General features: G+C 70.7%; 12 protein-coding genes. 7 read left to right on the forward strand and 5 right to left on the reverse strand.

All coding sequences use genetic code 11. The features are described 5' to 3' along the window. Nucleotides 1-18: 18 nt before the first annotated feature. Nucleotides 19-2,502 (forward strand): DNA topoisomerase (ATP-hydrolyzing), encoded by a 2,484-nt coding sequence (locus tag O7553_RS10965; protein WP_281554691.1) that lies wholly within the window; start codon nucleotides 19-21, stop codon nucleotides 2,500-2,502. A 79-nt stretch (nucleotides 2,503-2,581) separates the two neighbouring features. On the opposite strand, the gene O7553_RS10970 is transcribed toward O7553_RS10965, so the two are convergent. From O7553_RS10970 to O7553_RS10990, 5 genes are all read right to left on the reverse strand, one after another. Next, nucleotides 2,582-3,499: an aldo/keto reductase gene (locus tag O7553_RS10970; protein ID WP_281554692.1), complete on the reverse strand. Its 918-nt coding sequence runs from the start codon at nucleotides 3,497-3,499 to the stop codon at nucleotides 2,582-2,584. 125 nt (nucleotides 3,500-3,624) lie between these two features. After that, nucleotides 3,625-4,848: a glycosyltransferase 87 family protein gene (locus O7553_RS10975; RefSeq protein ID WP_281554693.1), complete on the reverse strand. Its 1,224-nt coding sequence runs from the start codon at nucleotides 4,846-4,848 to the stop codon at nucleotides 3,625-3,627. Nucleotides 4,849-4,889: 41 nt separating this feature from the next. Further along, nucleotides 4,890-5,525: a class I SAM-dependent methyltransferase gene (locus O7553_RS10980; RefSeq protein ID WP_281554694.1), complete on the reverse strand. Its 636-nt coding sequence runs from the start codon at nucleotides 5,523-5,525 to the stop codon at nucleotides 4,890-4,892. Then, the gene (locus O7553_RS10985; RefSeq protein ID WP_281554695.1) at nucleotides 5,525-6,235 is read right to left on the reverse strand and encodes a polysaccharide deacetylase family protein; all 711 of its coding nucleotides are present in this window, start codon (nucleotides 6,233-6,235) and stop codon (nucleotides 5,525-5,527) included. Before O7553_RS10985 ends, O7553_RS10980 begins: the two co-directional genes overlap by 1 nt. Further along, nucleotides 6,232-7,242, reverse strand: a complete 1,011-nt coding sequence (locus O7553_RS10990) for a glycosyltransferase (RefSeq protein ID WP_348650122.1) — start codon at nucleotides 7,240-7,242, stop codon at nucleotides 6,232-6,234. The genes O7553_RS10985 and O7553_RS10990 overlap by 4 nt, the downstream gene beginning before the upstream one ends. A 318-nt stretch (nucleotides 7,243-7,560) precedes the next feature. Here O7553_RS10990 and O7553_RS10995 point away from each other — a divergent pair, with 318 nt between their 5' ends. Genes O7553_RS10995 through O7553_RS11020 form a run of 6 tightly spaced genes read left to right on the forward strand, consistent with a single transcriptional unit; the run spans nucleotide 7,561 to nucleotide 14,180 of the window. After that, a complete protein-coding gene (locus O7553_RS10995; protein WP_281555570.1) occupies nucleotides 7,561-8,877 on the forward strand; it encodes an aspartate aminotransferase family protein in 1,317 nt (438 codons plus the stop codon). Next, nucleotides 8,871-9,914 (forward strand): NAD-dependent epimerase/dehydratase family protein, encoded by a 1,044-nt coding sequence (locus O7553_RS11000; RefSeq protein WP_281554697.1) that lies wholly within the window; start codon nucleotides 8,871-8,873, stop codon nucleotides 9,912-9,914. The genes O7553_RS10995 and O7553_RS11000 overlap by 7 nt, the downstream gene beginning before the upstream one ends. A 13-nt stretch (nucleotides 9,915-9,927) precedes the next feature. After that, nucleotides 9,928-10,938 (forward strand): UbiA prenyltransferase family protein, encoded by a 1,011-nt coding sequence (locus tag O7553_RS11005; protein ID WP_281554698.1) that lies wholly within the window; start codon nucleotides 9,928-9,930, stop codon nucleotides 10,936-10,938. A gap of 29 nt (nucleotides 10,939-10,967) precedes the next feature. Next, nucleotides 10,968-11,978, forward strand: a complete 1,011-nt coding sequence (locus O7553_RS11010) for a glycosyltransferase family A protein (protein ID WP_281554699.1) — start codon at nucleotides 10,968-10,970, stop codon at nucleotides 11,976-11,978. 1 nt (nucleotide 11,979) lies between these two features. After that, nucleotides 11,980-12,999: a glycosyltransferase family 2 protein gene (locus O7553_RS11015; RefSeq protein WP_281554700.1), complete on the forward strand. Its 1,020-nt coding sequence runs from the start codon at nucleotides 11,980-11,982 to the stop codon at nucleotides 12,997-12,999. Next, nucleotides 12,996-14,180, forward strand: a complete 1,185-nt coding sequence (locus O7553_RS11020) for an endonuclease/exonuclease/phosphatase family protein (protein ID WP_281554701.1) — start codon at nucleotides 12,996-12,998, stop codon at nucleotides 14,178-14,180. Before O7553_RS11015 ends, O7553_RS11020 begins: the two co-directional genes overlap by 4 nt.

The following is a 14,180-nucleotide window of genomic DNA, read 5'->3' on the forward strand; positions in this document are numbered from 1 at the left end:
AGCGCTGGAAACGTAGAGATGGCACGCAGCAAGAGCAAGCAGTCCGGGGTCGACCTGTCCGCGTTCGACCAGGCCGGCGCCCGGATCATGGACAACCCGCTGGAGACCGAGATCCAGGACTCCTACCTGGAGTACGCCTACTCGGTCATCTACGCCCGGGCCCTGCCCGACGCCCGGGACGGGCTCAAACCGGTGCACCGACGCATTCTCTACTCGATGAGCGAGCAGGGTCACCGCCCGGACCGGGGCTACGTCAAGTCGGCTCGGGTGGTGGGCGACGTGATGGGCAAGTTCCATCCGCACGGCGACACCGCGATCTATGACGCGATGGTCCGGATGGCACAGCACTTCTCGCTCAACGTGCCGCTGGTCGACGGGCACGGCAACTTCGGCTCCCCCGACGACGGTCCGGCGGCCAGCCGCTACACCGAGGCGCGGATGTCCCGCCCGGCGATGCTGCTCGTCGGCGAGCTCGACGAGGAGACCGTCGACTTCAAGCCCAACTACGACGGCTCGCTGACCGAGCCGAAGGTGTTGCCGGCGGCCTTCCCGAATCTGCTGGTCAACGGGGCGTCCGGGATCGCCGTCGGGATGGCGACCAACATGATCCCGCACAATCTCGGTGAGGTCGTCGCGGCCACCCGCTGGCTGATCCGCCATCCCGACGCGAGTCTCGACAAGCTGATGGAGTTCGTCCCCGGCCCGGATCTGCCGACCGGTGGTCTGCTGCTCGGCCTCGACGAGGTGCGGCGTGCGTTCGCCACCGGGCGTGGGGTGGTGCGGATGCGCGCCAAGGTGCAGATCGGTCTGCTCGAGGGCAGCCGTGGGCGGCAGGCGATCACGGTGACCGAGCTGCCCTACGGGGTCGGCACCGAGCGGATCATCGAGAAGATCACCGAAGAGGTCAACAAGACCAAACGGCTGCAGGGCATCGCCGACGTCAAGGACCTGACCGACCGGGAGAACGGCACCCGCCTGGTCATCGAATGCAAGATCGGGGTGAACCCACAGGCGTTGCTCGCCGATCTCTACCGGCTGACCCCGATGGAGCAGTCGTTCGGCGTCAACAACCTGGTGCTGGTCGACGGGCAGCCACGTACGCTCGGGCTGAAGGAGCTACTGGAAGCCTTCCTGGCCCACCGGTACGACGTCGTCACCCGACGCAGCCTCTACCGACGGAGCCGTCGCCAGGACCGACTGCATCTGGTCGACGGTCTGCTGATCGCGCTGCTTGACATCGACCGGGTGGTGCGGCTGATCCGCGGCAGCGACGATGCGCAGGCGGCGCGGGACGCGCTGATGGCCGAGTTCGGGCTGACCGCCGTGCAGGCCGGCTACATTCTGGACACCCCACTGCGTCGGCTGACCCGGTTTGACCGGATCGAGCTGGAGGCCGAGCAGGATCGGCTACGTGGCGAGATCGCTGAGCTGTCGCGGATCCTCGACGACCCCGCGGCGCTGCGCAAGCTGGTATCCGACGAGCTGGCCAAGGTGGCCAAGCAGTTCGCCACCCCCCGGCGGACCACCCTCGTCGACGGTGACCTCAAGGAGGTGCTGGCCGCCTCGGTCCCGGCCGGCCCGCTGGAGGTCGCCGACGACCCCTGCCAGGTGATCCTGTCCGCCACCGGGCTGGTCGCCCGCACCGTCGCCGAGAGCGAGGAGTCGGTCGAGGACGCCCGGCGCAACAGCCGGGCCAGGCACGACGCGGTACAGGCCGTGGTGCCGGCCACCGCCCGTGGCCAGGTGCTGCTGATCACCAGCACCGGCCGGGCGGTCCGTACCGATGTCCTGCCACTGCCGGTGCTGCCGCAACGGTCCGGAACGGTATCGCTGTCCGGCGGCATGCCGGTTGCCGAACTGCTGCCGCTGAGCGCGGGTGAGCAGGTCGTCGGCCTGGCCCCGGCCGCCCAACGGGATACGCCGGGACTCGCGCTCGGCACCCGCCACGGCGTGGTGAAGGTGTGCGCGCCGGACTGGCCGGTACGCGCCGACGAGTTCGAGGTGATCGGTCTGCGCGACGGCGACGAAGTCGTCGGGGCCAGTTGGCTGACCGACGGCACCGAGAGCCTGGTGTTCGTCACCACCGACGCGTCGCTGCTGCGGTTCGCCGCGAAGCTGGTCCGTCCGCAGGGGCTCAAGGGGGGCGGCATGGCCGGGATCAACCTCGCTGCCGACGCCCGGGTGCTGTTCTTCGCCGCCGTGCGGACCGACGACCCGGTACACGGCGAGCCGATGGTGGTCACCTCCACCGGGAACAACGTCAAGGTCACACCGTTCGCCGAGTATCCCGCGAAGGGTCGGGCCACCGGTGGGGTCCGGGTGCAGCGGTTCCTCAAGGGCGAGTCGGGGCTGGAGCTGGCCTGGGTGGGTTCCCGCCCGGTCGGTGCCACCCCGTCCGGGGAGTCGGTGGCGCTGCCGCAGCTCGATCCGCGCCGGGACAGTTCGGGCACCCCGGTGATGCTGGCCCCGCAGGTCGTCGGTCACCTGCTGGAACGCGGCTGACCACCGACCGCAGGTCCGGCGTTGGCGGCCGACCCCGCTCCGACCGGGACCCCGGCCGGGGGACCCGACCGGGACCGAGTCACCAGTCCAGTGGGGTGGCGGCCAGCCGGCGGTCGTACCAGGCGCGGATCGCGGCGACGGTGTCCGCCGGCAGTGGGCCGTCGGCGGCACCGGCGATGCTGCTGGTGAGCTGGGCGACCGACCTGGTTCCCGGGATCACTGTCGACACCGCGTCGTAGCTGAGCAGGAAGCGCAGCGCGCCGGCGAGCACCCCGACACCGGCCGGCAGCAGCGACCGGAACTCGTCGACCAGGCCGGCGCGCACCGCGACGTCCTCTCGCGACCAGCGGTCCCGTACCCCGGCGAAGACGCTGTCGGCGTGGTACCGGCCGGAGAGCCAGCCGGACTCCAGCGGCACCTTGACGATCGTGCCGGCACCCCGGTCGCGGGCCCGGCCCACCGCCGGCCACGGCTCCTGGTAGAGCGCTGACAGCCGGACTTCGAACGCGGTGGAGTCACTGGTGGACAGCACGAGGTCCAGATCGGCGCTCCAGTCCACCGAAGCGCCGTACGACCGGATGACGCCCTTGTCCCGCAGCCGGTGCAGCACCTCGTAGTGGTCGCTGCGGCTGCCGTCGAGGATCTCTGGTGGCGGGTTGTGTAGCACCACGATGTCGACGTGGTCGACGTTCATCCGGCGGGCGCTGCGCTCGACCGACGCCTCAATTTCGCTGGCCGACCAGTTTTCGGTGCCGTCGGGAAGATAGCCAAACTTGGTGCAGATCACTACCTCGTCCCGTCGCCGGCCGGCGAGGGCCCGGCCGATGTTGGGTTCGCTGCGGCCGTCCGCGTAGCCCGGCGCGGTGTCGATGAAGGAGACGCCGTGGTCGAGCGCGGTGTGCACGATGCGGACCGCCTCGGCCTCGTCCGGCCCGTCCGGCCAGTGCGACGATCGGCCCAGCTGCCAGGCGCCGAGACCGATAGCGCTGACCCGCATTCCGGTGGAACCAAATGGTCGTGTCTGCACAGGCGAACCCTTCACGTCGGAGCACCGTAGACTGTTCGACAGCGTATCGACATCGGTGCGTTCACGCGGCCCCGGCGCAGCTGTCCCGGCCGGCCCTATGACCGCCGCCCGGGTCCGGTCCGGCCCGGCCGTACCCGCCAGCCCAGCAGCCCGAGCCCACCGAGCGCCAGCAGCACGTACAGGTTGCTGTAGACCAGCCCCGGCCCGGAGAAGTGCAGGTCCCACCCGCCCGGACTGGCCAGCACCCAGCTCGTGCTGCCCACCAGGACCAGCCAGCCGGCGGCGGACGCGAGGATCGCCCACCGGCGGCCGGACCACCGTTGGTCACCGGCGAGGACCAGCAGCGCCGGCACCCACCAAACCCAGTGGTGGTGCCAGGAGACAGGGGAGACCAGCAGTCCGGTGGCCGCGCAGGCGAGCACCGCCAGCAGTTCGTCGCCGGCACGTGCGCAGCGGACCGCGACCGTCATCCCGGCCGCGCCGACTAGCACCGCGAGCACCAGCCACGGCAGACCGGGCCGTGGTTCGTCCAGCGCCCGGGTCACCGCACCGGACAACGACTGGTTCAGGATGGTCCGGGGATCCCCGGTGACCCGGTCGGTGTCCAGCAGCCCGCCGGTCCAGAACCAGGTCGAGTCGGTCGGCCGCCAGGCGAAGCCGACGCCGATCGTGGCGGCGAACGCGACGGTCGCGGTGGCGGCGGCCCGCAGCCGCCCGGTCAGCACCAGGTAGCCGATGAAGATCAGCGGCGTGAGTTTGATCCCGGCGGCGACACCCACCCCGAGCCCGTGCCACCGGCCGCCCCGGCCGGCGACCAGGTCGACCAGCACCAGCCAGGTCAGCAGCAGACCCACCTGGCCGACCTGCAGGTGACCGGTCACCGCGAAGATCGGCAACGCGCCGACCAGCGCACCAGCCGTCCACAGCGGCCCCAGCCGGGCGGGCGGCCCGATCCACCGCAGGGTCAGCCGGATGATCGCGACCAGCATCACCACACTTGCCGCCGTCCAGCCCGCGACAGCGACCGGCATCGCGACCACGGCCAGCGGCTGCATCAGCAGCGCGGCGAACGGCGGGTAGGTGAAGCCGAGCGCGATGCCGTCAGGGGTATGGTGGACCGCCTGGTACAACTGCCCGTCACCGCTGGCGGCCGCGACCGCACCCGCCCGGTACGCGGCCAGGTCACCCCAGAACAGGCCGGTGGTGTGGTGCAGCACGCCGGCGGCGACGCCCAGCACGGCGGCGAACGCCCCGCCGAGCAGCCAGCTGCGTACTGCCGGCCGTCGCCCGCCCACCGGCGCGGCCCTTACGCGGGCCACATCCGACGGTAGGGCATCCGACGGTAGGGCATCGCGGGCGGTCACGACCGGCCACTGCACGCCGGATCGGCGGCACCCAGCACCAGCACGCTGCCCACGCCGTCCGCCCCGCCGACAAGCTCATCGTGCACCGGCAGCCCGCAGCTACGGGCCCGGGACAGCAGCTCGCGGCCGGTGTCGGTGGTCCCGTCGTACACCCAGACCAGCACCCGGCCACCCGGTCTTAGCAGGTCGGCCGCGCGGTGCAGCAGACCGACCGCGTCGTCGACGCTGAAGTAGTAGAGCACCTCGCGGAACAGAACCACGTCATAGCGCTCATCGGTCCGGTACGTCAGCAGGTCCGCGTCCTCGAAGGAGGTGTCCGGCCGGCGCAGCGCGCGGGCCCGGCGGATCGCCGCCCGGCTGATGTCGACACCGTGGTAGTGCCGGTACCCGCCGGGCGGCAGCGCCAGATTGACGGTCGTACCGCAGCCCAGGTCCAGGATGCGTGGTCGCGACGTGACCCGTTGAGCGAGTTCCAGCGGGACGCGGTCACGCCCCTGGTCGAGATATCGCCACAACCCCAGCGCGTACTGCAGGTCCCACAACACGGCGTTCACCCGGGGGTACGGGCGGACCAGCACCGTCAGCGGCCAGTTGAGCGCCCGAGCGGCGATCCGGAACAACGGGTGGGCCATCACGCCTCCTCGGCGGCGGTAGGGCGGTCAGGGACCGGGACGAACCGCAGCCCGCGGTACAGCAGCCGGGGGATCACGGTGCCCAGCGCGGCGATGGTCTGCGACCGGTCACCGCCGCCGTCGTGGCAGAGCAGCACGTGACCGGAGCCGGCGCGCGACAGGGTACGGGTGATGTGCCCGACGCCGGGTTCCTTCCAGTCGCTGGAGTTGACCGTCCAGTCGACCGGGGTCAGCCCGGCGTCAACGGTGGCCGCCAGCACCCGCGTCGACCATCCGCCGCTGGGTGCCCGGAACAACCGGGCGGTGACTCCGGTAGCGTCGTGAATTCGTTGCTGGGCATGGTTGATCTCGCGGTGCAACCGGTCGGCGTCGAGCGCCGCGAACGGCATCGGGTGGCGCAGCGAATGGTTGCCGATCCGGTGGCCGGCGGCCACGATCCGTCGGGCCAGCTCCGGGTGTTCGGCTACCCGGTCGCCGATCAGAAAGAAGGTCGCCGGCACCCGGTGCCGGGCGAGGAGATCCAGCAGCGCGGGGGTCCAGCGGGGGTCCGGGCCGTCGTCGACGGTGAGCGCGACCGCGCCGGCTCCGACCCGGAACACCGGCCAGCTGCGCCGCGCCGACGGGGTCACCGGCCGTAGCCGGTGAAAGGTCCGTACGCCGAGGAAACCGGCCTCCAGCGCTTTCGCCCGCAGTGTCGGCAGCTGGTTCACCGGCTCGTCCCTGGGGCCAGTCGACGGGTCGGGCCGAAGTCCGAGTCCAGCAGGAACCGCACCCCGCCGACGGTGCCGCCGCAGACGATGGCCAGGTGGACCAGGAAGTGCAGGCAGAGGAACAGGGCGAGGAACGCGGTGCCCCGCTCCCGGCGAACGAAGCCGACCAGCCCGGGGTCGGCGACGACGAACCAGGCCAGGGCGAGCCCCGGCAGGACCAGCAGCACCGGGGTCAGCACGGCCAACGGCAGGGTGCCGAGCACTGCGGCGGCGGCCAGCACGCCGCCCGGCCGGTTGGCCCGCAGCCCGGCGGGGCCCCGTTCCCGTACCGCCACCGGCACCAGCATCTGCGAGCGGCCGAACTGCTTGCGCAGCATCGGCCAGAGCCGGCTGTCGTCGTCGTGTCGGCAGGTCACGTCGGCGGACAGCCAGATGCCGTGCCGGTCGGCCATCCGATCGCTCAACTCGACGTCCTCGGAGGCGCGGAGCCGTTCGTCGAAGAACCCGACGTCGTCGAAGACCGAACGGCGGACCGCGCACAGCGCGAAGATCGCGGTGCGTACCCGGCCGGTGTTGCGGATCCGCCAGTAGTGGGCGTGCAGCAGCCGGTACGCCTCGACCGGGCCGTCGTCGTACAACGGCTGGGTGAGGTACACGCCGTGGACACAGTCGATGTCCGGCTCGTCGGCCATGATCCGCAGCGCGGTGGCGATTGCGGTCGGTGTCGGTGCGCAGTCGGCGTCGACGAAGAAGACCACGTCGCCGGTGCTCGCCTTGATCCCGCGGTTGCGGGCGGCGGCCGGGCCGCTGTTGACCAGAGTCTGCAGCAGCCGTACCGGGAACCGCCGGGCGATCTCCCGGGTCCGGTCGGTGCTCGCGTCGTCGACGACGATCACCTCCACCGGAGGGTGTGTCTGCCCGTACACGGCGCCCAGACAGGCATGCAGGGTCCGTTCGCTGTTGTAGGCGGGAATGACGACCGATACGTGCGGGGGCACGGACACCACCTTGTCGAATGTCGGGACCGCCGGGAAGTGCGTCACCGTGACTGGCCGAGACGATAGTCGTAGTGACGGTCACGGTCAATCTTCTGGATACCGTGCTCCAGTGCCGATCCAGTCGTCTTACAGTCGTCATTCAGTACCCGTCGGCACAATTGCAGGGGCTCCCGGCGGTGCTCCGCGTTCCTCTGGAGTCGCCGCCAGTTCTGGAGAAAGGCTCGATAGGTGTCTGATCTGTTCACCGTCGATGATTGCGACGAGCTCTCCGTCAAACAGGTGCACGATCTGTACCGGCGGTACGTCAACCGGAGCCAGGTCGGTCTGATGACGTCCTTCGGTTTCGGTCGGGAGTTGGTCGACCGCGCCGAAGGCGCCTACCTGTACCTACGGGACGGCCGTCGCATCCTCGACTTCACCGGCGGGGTCGGCGTACTCAACCATGGACACAACCATCCCCGCATCCTGGCGGCGCGCCGCCGGTTCGCCGAGCGGCAGCGGATGGAGGTGCACAAGACCTACTTCTCGCCGTACGTCGCCGCGCTGGCCCACAACCTGGCCGAGGTGCTGCCCGGTGACCTGAACATGTCCTTCTTGCCAAACTCGGGCGCCGAGGCGGTCGAGGGCGCGGTCAAGCTGGCCTACAAGGTCCATGGCGGGCGACGGAACACCATCCTGCGTGCCGACATCAGCTTCCACGGCAAGCTTCTCGGCTCCGGCAGCCTGACTGGCGGAGCGCAGAACCATTTCAAGTTTCCCGGCATTTCCGGTGTCGTGACATTCGGTTACGACGATCTCGAATCGGTACGCGCCGCGGTCGCAGCGCATCCCGACGACGTCTACGCGATCCTGATCGAGCCGTTCAGTGCCTCCACCATGCGCTGGTGCTCGGAGGAGTTCCTGCGTGGCCTTCGTGACCTGTGCACCGAGCACAAGATCGTGCTCATCTTCGACGAGATCTACACCGGCTGGGGAAAGACCGGCAGCCTGTTCTACTTCATGCGCTATCCCGGACTCCTGCCGGACGTGCTGACCACCTCGAAGTCGTTCGGCGGCGGCAAGTCGTCCATCTCGGCGTACGTCGCCCGGGAAGGAATTTTCCGCAAGGCGTACGACAACCCGATGGACGCGCTGATGCATTCGACCTCGACCACCTACTACGGGTTCGGTGAGGAATGCGCCACCGCGATCGAAGCGGTCAACATCGCCGTCGAGGACGACTACCCGGGCCAGGCCCGCCGAATCGAGCAACTGCTGGCACCCGGCCTGCGGCGGATCGCCAAGCAGCATCCGGACGCGGTCGCCGACGTCGCCGGATCGGGCGCGCTCTGGGGGGTGTTCATCGACGGCGGTCCGAAGGCGCTGGACCTGGCCGCGAAGCTGGCACCCGCCGGCCTGGCCCGGGATCCGCAGCTGCGGACCAAGGTGGTCACCTGCGCGGTGATCAACGCGCTCTACCGCGACCATGACATCTACTCCTACTACACCCTCAACGGCGCCAGCCCGCTCGTGGTCGGCCCGCCGCTGGTCGCCTCCGACGACGACGTCGAGTACTTCCTGGACAGTCTGGACAAGGTCCTCGACCAGGGCCTCAACCGGCTGCTGACCCGGTTCGTGGCGCAGAAGGTCGGCTCGCTGTGGTGATCGCCGTGACCGGTGCCGCCGGCATGCTCGGCTCGTCGGTGGTGGCAAGGCTGGTCGCTGACGGCGTCGAGGTGGTCGGACTCGACCTGCGGGAACCCGCACCGGGCACCGCCCCGCCCGACTACCGGCACCTGATCGGCGACGTGCGGGATTCGGCCGCGCTGCGGCAGGCGCTGACCGGAGCCGACGCGGTCGTGCACTGCGCCGCCGCGCTGCCCAGCTACCCGGCGGCGCAGATCCGCTCCATCGTGGTCGACGGCAGCCGGGCGGTGCTCGACGCGGTGCGTGCCGCACGGGTGCCCCGGCTGGTCTACATCTCCTCCACCGCGGTCTACGGGCTGCCCCGACAGGTGCCGACGCCGGAGGAGCACCCGTACGCGCCGGTCGACCCCTACAGCACCGCCAAGGCGGACGCCGAACGGCTGGCGGTCGGCTACCGTGGCGCCGACCTGGTGCTGCCGGTGCTGCGGCCGAAGACGTTCCTCGGCCCCGGCCGGATGGGGCTGTTCTCGATGCTGTTCCAGTGGGCCCAGGAGGGACGCAACTTCCCGGTGCTCGGCGACGGCCAGGTCCGGATCCAGATGCTGCACGTCGCCGACCTGATCGAAGCGGTGGTCACCGTGCTGCGGGCACCGGCCGAGGTCGCCAACGACACGTACAACATCGGCGCCGCCGAGTTCGGCACGCTGCGCGAGGACTTTCAGGCGGTGCTGGACGCCGCCGGGCACGGCAAGCGGGTGGTCGCACTGCCGGCCCGGCCCGCCCTCGCCGCCCTCGGCCTGCTGGAACGCACCAAGTTGTCCCCGGTGTACGGCCGGCTGCTGCACAAGCTGATGGACGACTCCTACGTCGATATCGGTCGGGCCCGGCGGCGACTCGGGTTCAGCCCTCGGTACAGCAACCGGGACGCGGTGCTGGAGACGTTCCGGTGGTGGCAGGGGCAGCGGACGAGCGGTACGCCGGCCGGTGCCAGCGGCCGTACCAGCCGCGACCCGTGGCGGCAGGGCGTGCTCGCCGCCGCCAAGGTCTTCTTCTAGCCAGGAGGTGCCGATGCCCGCTGTCGAGGTCGCGGCCGAGCCGACATCGGTGTCCGCGACACCGGTGGCACCGCCGGATGCCCGCCCGTCCCGGACCGGACGGTCCGGGTGGACGGCGCGCGGCGTGGCCGCCCGGATGGTGCGGACCACCGTCGACCTTGCCGCGCTGACCCGGCCGCAGCAGTGGCCGAAGAACCTGCTCGCCGTTCCGATCGCGCTGCTGGACGCCCCGGTCTGGACCGCCGCCACGCTCGGCCGGGTCGGCTGGGCGGTGCTGCTGTTCACCCTGGCGTCGTCGCTGGTGTACGTGGTCAACGACGTCGCCGACCGGCGATTGGACGCCGGTCACCCGTCGAAGCGGTCCCGACCGGTGGCCAGCGGCAGGATCCCGCCAGCCACCGCCTGGCTGTTCGGTGCCGCGCTCGCCGCCGCACTGGCGGCCGGCGTCGTCGCCGGACCTGCCCTGGCCTGGTGGCCGGTCGCCGGCTACCTCGTGCTCAACCTGGCGTACAGCCGGTGGCTCAAACACGTCCCGCTGGTCGACATCTGCGTGGTCGCCGCCGGCTTCGTGCTACGGGTGCTGCTCGGCTACGCGGCGACCGCCGGCCCGGTCTCGGCCTGGCTGCTGACCACCGTCTTCGCCACCTGTCTGCTGCTGATCCTTGGCAAACGCCGGCAGGAGCTCGCCGTCGACGGTGCCGCGCACCGCCCGGCGCTGCGCGGCTACAACCTCAACCTCGCCGACCAACTGCTCACCGTGAACGCCACCGTCGCGGTCATCGGCTTCCTGCTCTACCTGCACTCGGACGCGCCGGTCGGTGTGTACCGCAACGCCCTGCTGCTGAGCGCCGTACCGCTCGTGCTGTTCGGGATCTCCCGCTACCTGCAGGCGGTGCTGGTCCGTCGGGGCGGCGGCGACCCGGTCCGGACCGTACTGCGGGACCGCCTGATCGTCGTCGCCGCCGCGCTGCTCGCCGCCAGCGTCGGTATCGCCCTGCTCGCCGCCCAGTACCCGTCGTCCTAGCGAATCCTTTCCGAAAGTGGTCTCTTCCTATGCCTGACCCGCTCGTGTCGGTCATCGTGCCGAACTACAACTACGCCCGGGCGCTGGGGCTGTGTCTGTCCGCGCTGCGCGCCCAGACGTACCCCCACCTGGAGATCATCGTCGTCGACGACCGCAGCACCGACGACTCGGTGGTGGTGGCCGAGTCGTACGGCGTTCGGGTCGTGCAGACCCCGGTCAACGGCGGTCCCTCGGTGGCCCGCAACCTCGGCGCGGCCAACGCCAACGGGGAGATCCTGTTCTTCGTCGACTCGGACGTGGCCGCCAAACCCGACGCGGTGGCCAACGCGGTGGCGCTGCTCACCGAACGGCCGGAGATCGGTGCGGTGTGCGGCAACTACGACCCGGTGCCGCTGATCCGCGACAGCCTGGTCGAGGAGTACCGCTGCATGCAGCAGTCCTACTGGCTGATCGCCGACGAGGGGCGCATCCACACCATGTACACCGCGCTGCTGGCGATGCGTGCCGAGGTGTTCACCGAGATCGGGCCGTTCAACCCGCGGCTGCGCGAGACCGAGAACGCTGACTACGGGTTCCGACTGGCCAGCCGGTACGAGATCTGGCTGACTCCGGCGGTGCGCGGCGTGCACGACCACGACCACGAACTGCGGGTGATGATCCGTAAGGTCTTCACCCGCACGATGTTGCACATCCCGATGTACGCCCAGAATCCCACCTTCCCCGGCGGGCTGCGCAGCGGCCCCCGGGCGTGGAGCAGCGTCGCCGCACTGCTCACCGTGCTGACCGCCGTCCTGCCGCTGCTGCTCGGTCCCTGGTGGAGCCTGCTACCGGTGGCCGCGTTGGCTGGCTTCGTCGCCTGCGACTGGCCGATGTACCGGTTCGTCGCGGCCCGCCGCAACCCGCTGTTCGTCGGCTACTTCGTCGCCATGCACTTCCTGATGAACGTGGTGATGGGCGTCGCCGCGGCCGTCGGCTTCGCCAGCTACCTCACGTCGCGGGCGTTCCGGCGGCTCTACGACAAGCCGGCCGAGGCGGTGTGACATGTCGACTCCACTGGTCTCGGTGATCGTGCCGAGTTACAACTACGCCGACTCGCTGGCGGTGTGCCTGCAGGCGATCGCCGACCAGAGCTACCCGGCGATCGAGGTGCTGGTTGTCGACGACCGCAGCACCGACGATTCGGTGGCGGTCGCCGAGGCGCAGGGCGTACGGGTGATCGCGTTGGCCGACAACGGCGGCTGCGGCCGGGCCCGCAACATCGGCGTCGCCAGCACCAGCGGCGAGATCCTGTTCTTCGTCGACGCCGACGTGGCGATGGCCCCCGACGCGGTTGCCGAGGCGGTCGCCATTCTGCAGGCTGAGCCGGAGGTCGGCGCGGTCTGCGGCATCGAGGACCCGGAGCCGCTGCTGCACGACACCGCTGTCGCCCGCTACCGAGGGCTGCAGTACCACCACTGGTCGGCCAGCGGCGAGGGCAACGTCACCTTCCTGTTCCCGGCGATGTGCGCCATCCGACGCCGCGTCTACCAGGAGGTGGGGCCGTTCAACCCGGCGCTGAAGCAGACCGAGGAGGTCGACTACGGTTACCGGCTGTCCCGCCGTCACCAGCTCCGGTTGACCTCCCGGGTCCGCGGCCGGCACGATCACGACCACCAGCTGGTGCCGTTGCTGCGCAAGCTCTTTCACCGGGCCCGGCTGCGAATCCCGCTGTACGCCCGGGCCCGCCGGTTCGCCACCGGATTCGAGACGGCGTCGCGAGCCTGGGGCAGCCTGGCGGCGGCCGCCGCAGTGCCGGCGGTGGCGCTGCCGGCGCTGCTCGGTCCGCTGTGGTCGGTGGTGCCCCTCGGGTTGTTCATCGCTTCGGTCGCCGCCGACCGGCCGATGTACGCTCTGGCGCACCGGCTGCGCGGAGTCCCGTTCCTGATCTTCTTCGTCGCAGTGCACTTTGTGGTCAATGTGACTATCACGGCGGGAGTGGCGGTCGGTACGCTGCAGTGGCTGGTGTCCCGGCCGTTCCGACAGCTCTACGACAGCACCTTCCCCGCGGAGGCCACCGTATGACCGCTCAGGCCGCTGCCGCCGGTGACGTCGCACCGGCCGAGGCCGGCCCGGTCGACATGACGCCGGGCACCGGCGACGGTCCGGCCGAGGCGACGCCCACCGGCGGCGGCTCAGCAGGGCTGGGACCGTGGGGACGGTGGTGGCGCCGCTGGCTCGGCCGGGTGTTCCTGACCGGCTCGGCGGCCTGGCTGGCGTACGTGCTGGCCCACCGGCTGCTCAGCGGGCGCGTCTGGTGGTGGGTACTCGCCGAGCTGATGCCGCCGGTGATGTTCGTCGCCGTACCGCTGCTGTTCGTCGCGGCGGCGGCCGGCTGTCGGCGGACCCGGCGCCCGGCGGCGCTGATGTGCGCCGTGTCGCTGCTGGCCGGCGCCGGACTGGCCGGAATCAACCTGCCCGGTCCGCTGCGGTCGACGCCGCAGGTGCCGCCGGACGCGTTACGGGTGCTCTCCTGGAACACCGGGTACTGGCACACCACCGACCGGGCCGACGACTTCTACCGAATGTTGCGCGACCAGCGGGCCGACGTATACCTGCTGCAGGAGTACATCGCCGAGGTCGACGGCGTGATCGTGCCGGTCGACGACCTCGACCGGCTGCGCCGGGAGATGCCGGGCTTCCAGGTGGCGGTCATCGGTGAGCTCGTCACCCTGTCCCGGTACCCGATCGTCGCCCAGACGCCGCTGGAGGCCGACGGACTTCCCCCGGCCCCGGATGCTTTCACCGACTTCTGGCGCTACCAGGTGCTCCGCACCGACGTGCGGGTCGGTGACCGGGTGCTGTCCACCTACAACGCGCACCTGCCGGTGCCGTTGTGGGCCGGCGGCCCCAGCCTGTTCAGCGAGGAGTTCCACCGGACGGTCCGGGAACAGCACCAGCGTCGGATACCGCAGTTCCGGGCGCTGGCCGCGGACGTGGCGGGCAACGACAACCCGGTGGTGCTGGCCGGGGACCTGAACACCAGCCCCGCTATGGGTGACCTGCGCCGCCTGCCGACCGGCTTGCGCGACGCCGAGTCGGCCAGCCGGTCCGTCTACCTCGCGTCGTGGCCCACCGAACAGGTGTCGTCCTGGAGACTGGACTGGGCGCTGGTCTCCGCCGGAGTCACCGTGCACCGGTACGAGTTCGGCGACGCCCGGGGCATGTCCGACCACCGGCCGCAGACGCTGTGGGTGTCATGGTGA

Origin of the sequence: Solwaraspora sp. WMMA2059, assembly GCF_027497315.1 — a bacterium.
Lineage (GTDB): Bacteria > Actinomycetota > Actinomycetes > Mycobacteriales > Micromonosporaceae > Micromonospora_E.

What these genes read in the sequence shown, in the direction of transcription:
- O7553_RS10965 (WP_281554691.1), top strand. Translation starts at nt 19, where the DNA reads ATGGCACGCAGCAAGAGCAAGCAGTCCGGGGTCGACCTGTCCGCGTTC.
- O7553_RS10970 (WP_281554692.1), bottom strand. Translation starts at nt 3,499, where the DNA reads ATGCGGGTCAGCGCTATCGGTCTCGGCGCCTGGCAGCTGGGCCGATCG.
- O7553_RS10980 (WP_281554694.1), bottom strand. Translation starts at nt 5,525, where the DNA reads ATGGCCCACCCGTTGTTCCGGATCGCCGCTCGGGCGCTCAACTGGCCG.
- O7553_RS10995 (WP_281555570.1), top strand. Translation starts at nt 7,561, where the DNA reads ATGACGTCCTTCGGTTTCGGTCGGGAGTTGGTCGACCGCGCCGAAGGC.
- O7553_RS11005 (WP_281554698.1), top strand. Translation starts at nt 9,928, where the DNA reads ATGCCCGCTGTCGAGGTCGCGGCCGAGCCGACATCGGTGTCCGCGACA.
- O7553_RS11010 (WP_281554699.1), top strand. Translation starts at nt 10,968, where the DNA reads ATGCCTGACCCGCTCGTGTCGGTCATCGTGCCGAACTACAACTACGCC.
- O7553_RS11015 (WP_281554700.1), top strand. Translation starts at nt 11,980, where the DNA reads ATGTCGACTCCACTGGTCTCGGTGATCGTGCCGAGTTACAACTACGCC.
- O7553_RS11020 (WP_281554701.1), top strand. Translation starts at nt 12,996, where the DNA reads ATGACCGCTCAGGCCGCTGCCGCCGGTGACGTCGCACCGGCCGAGGCC.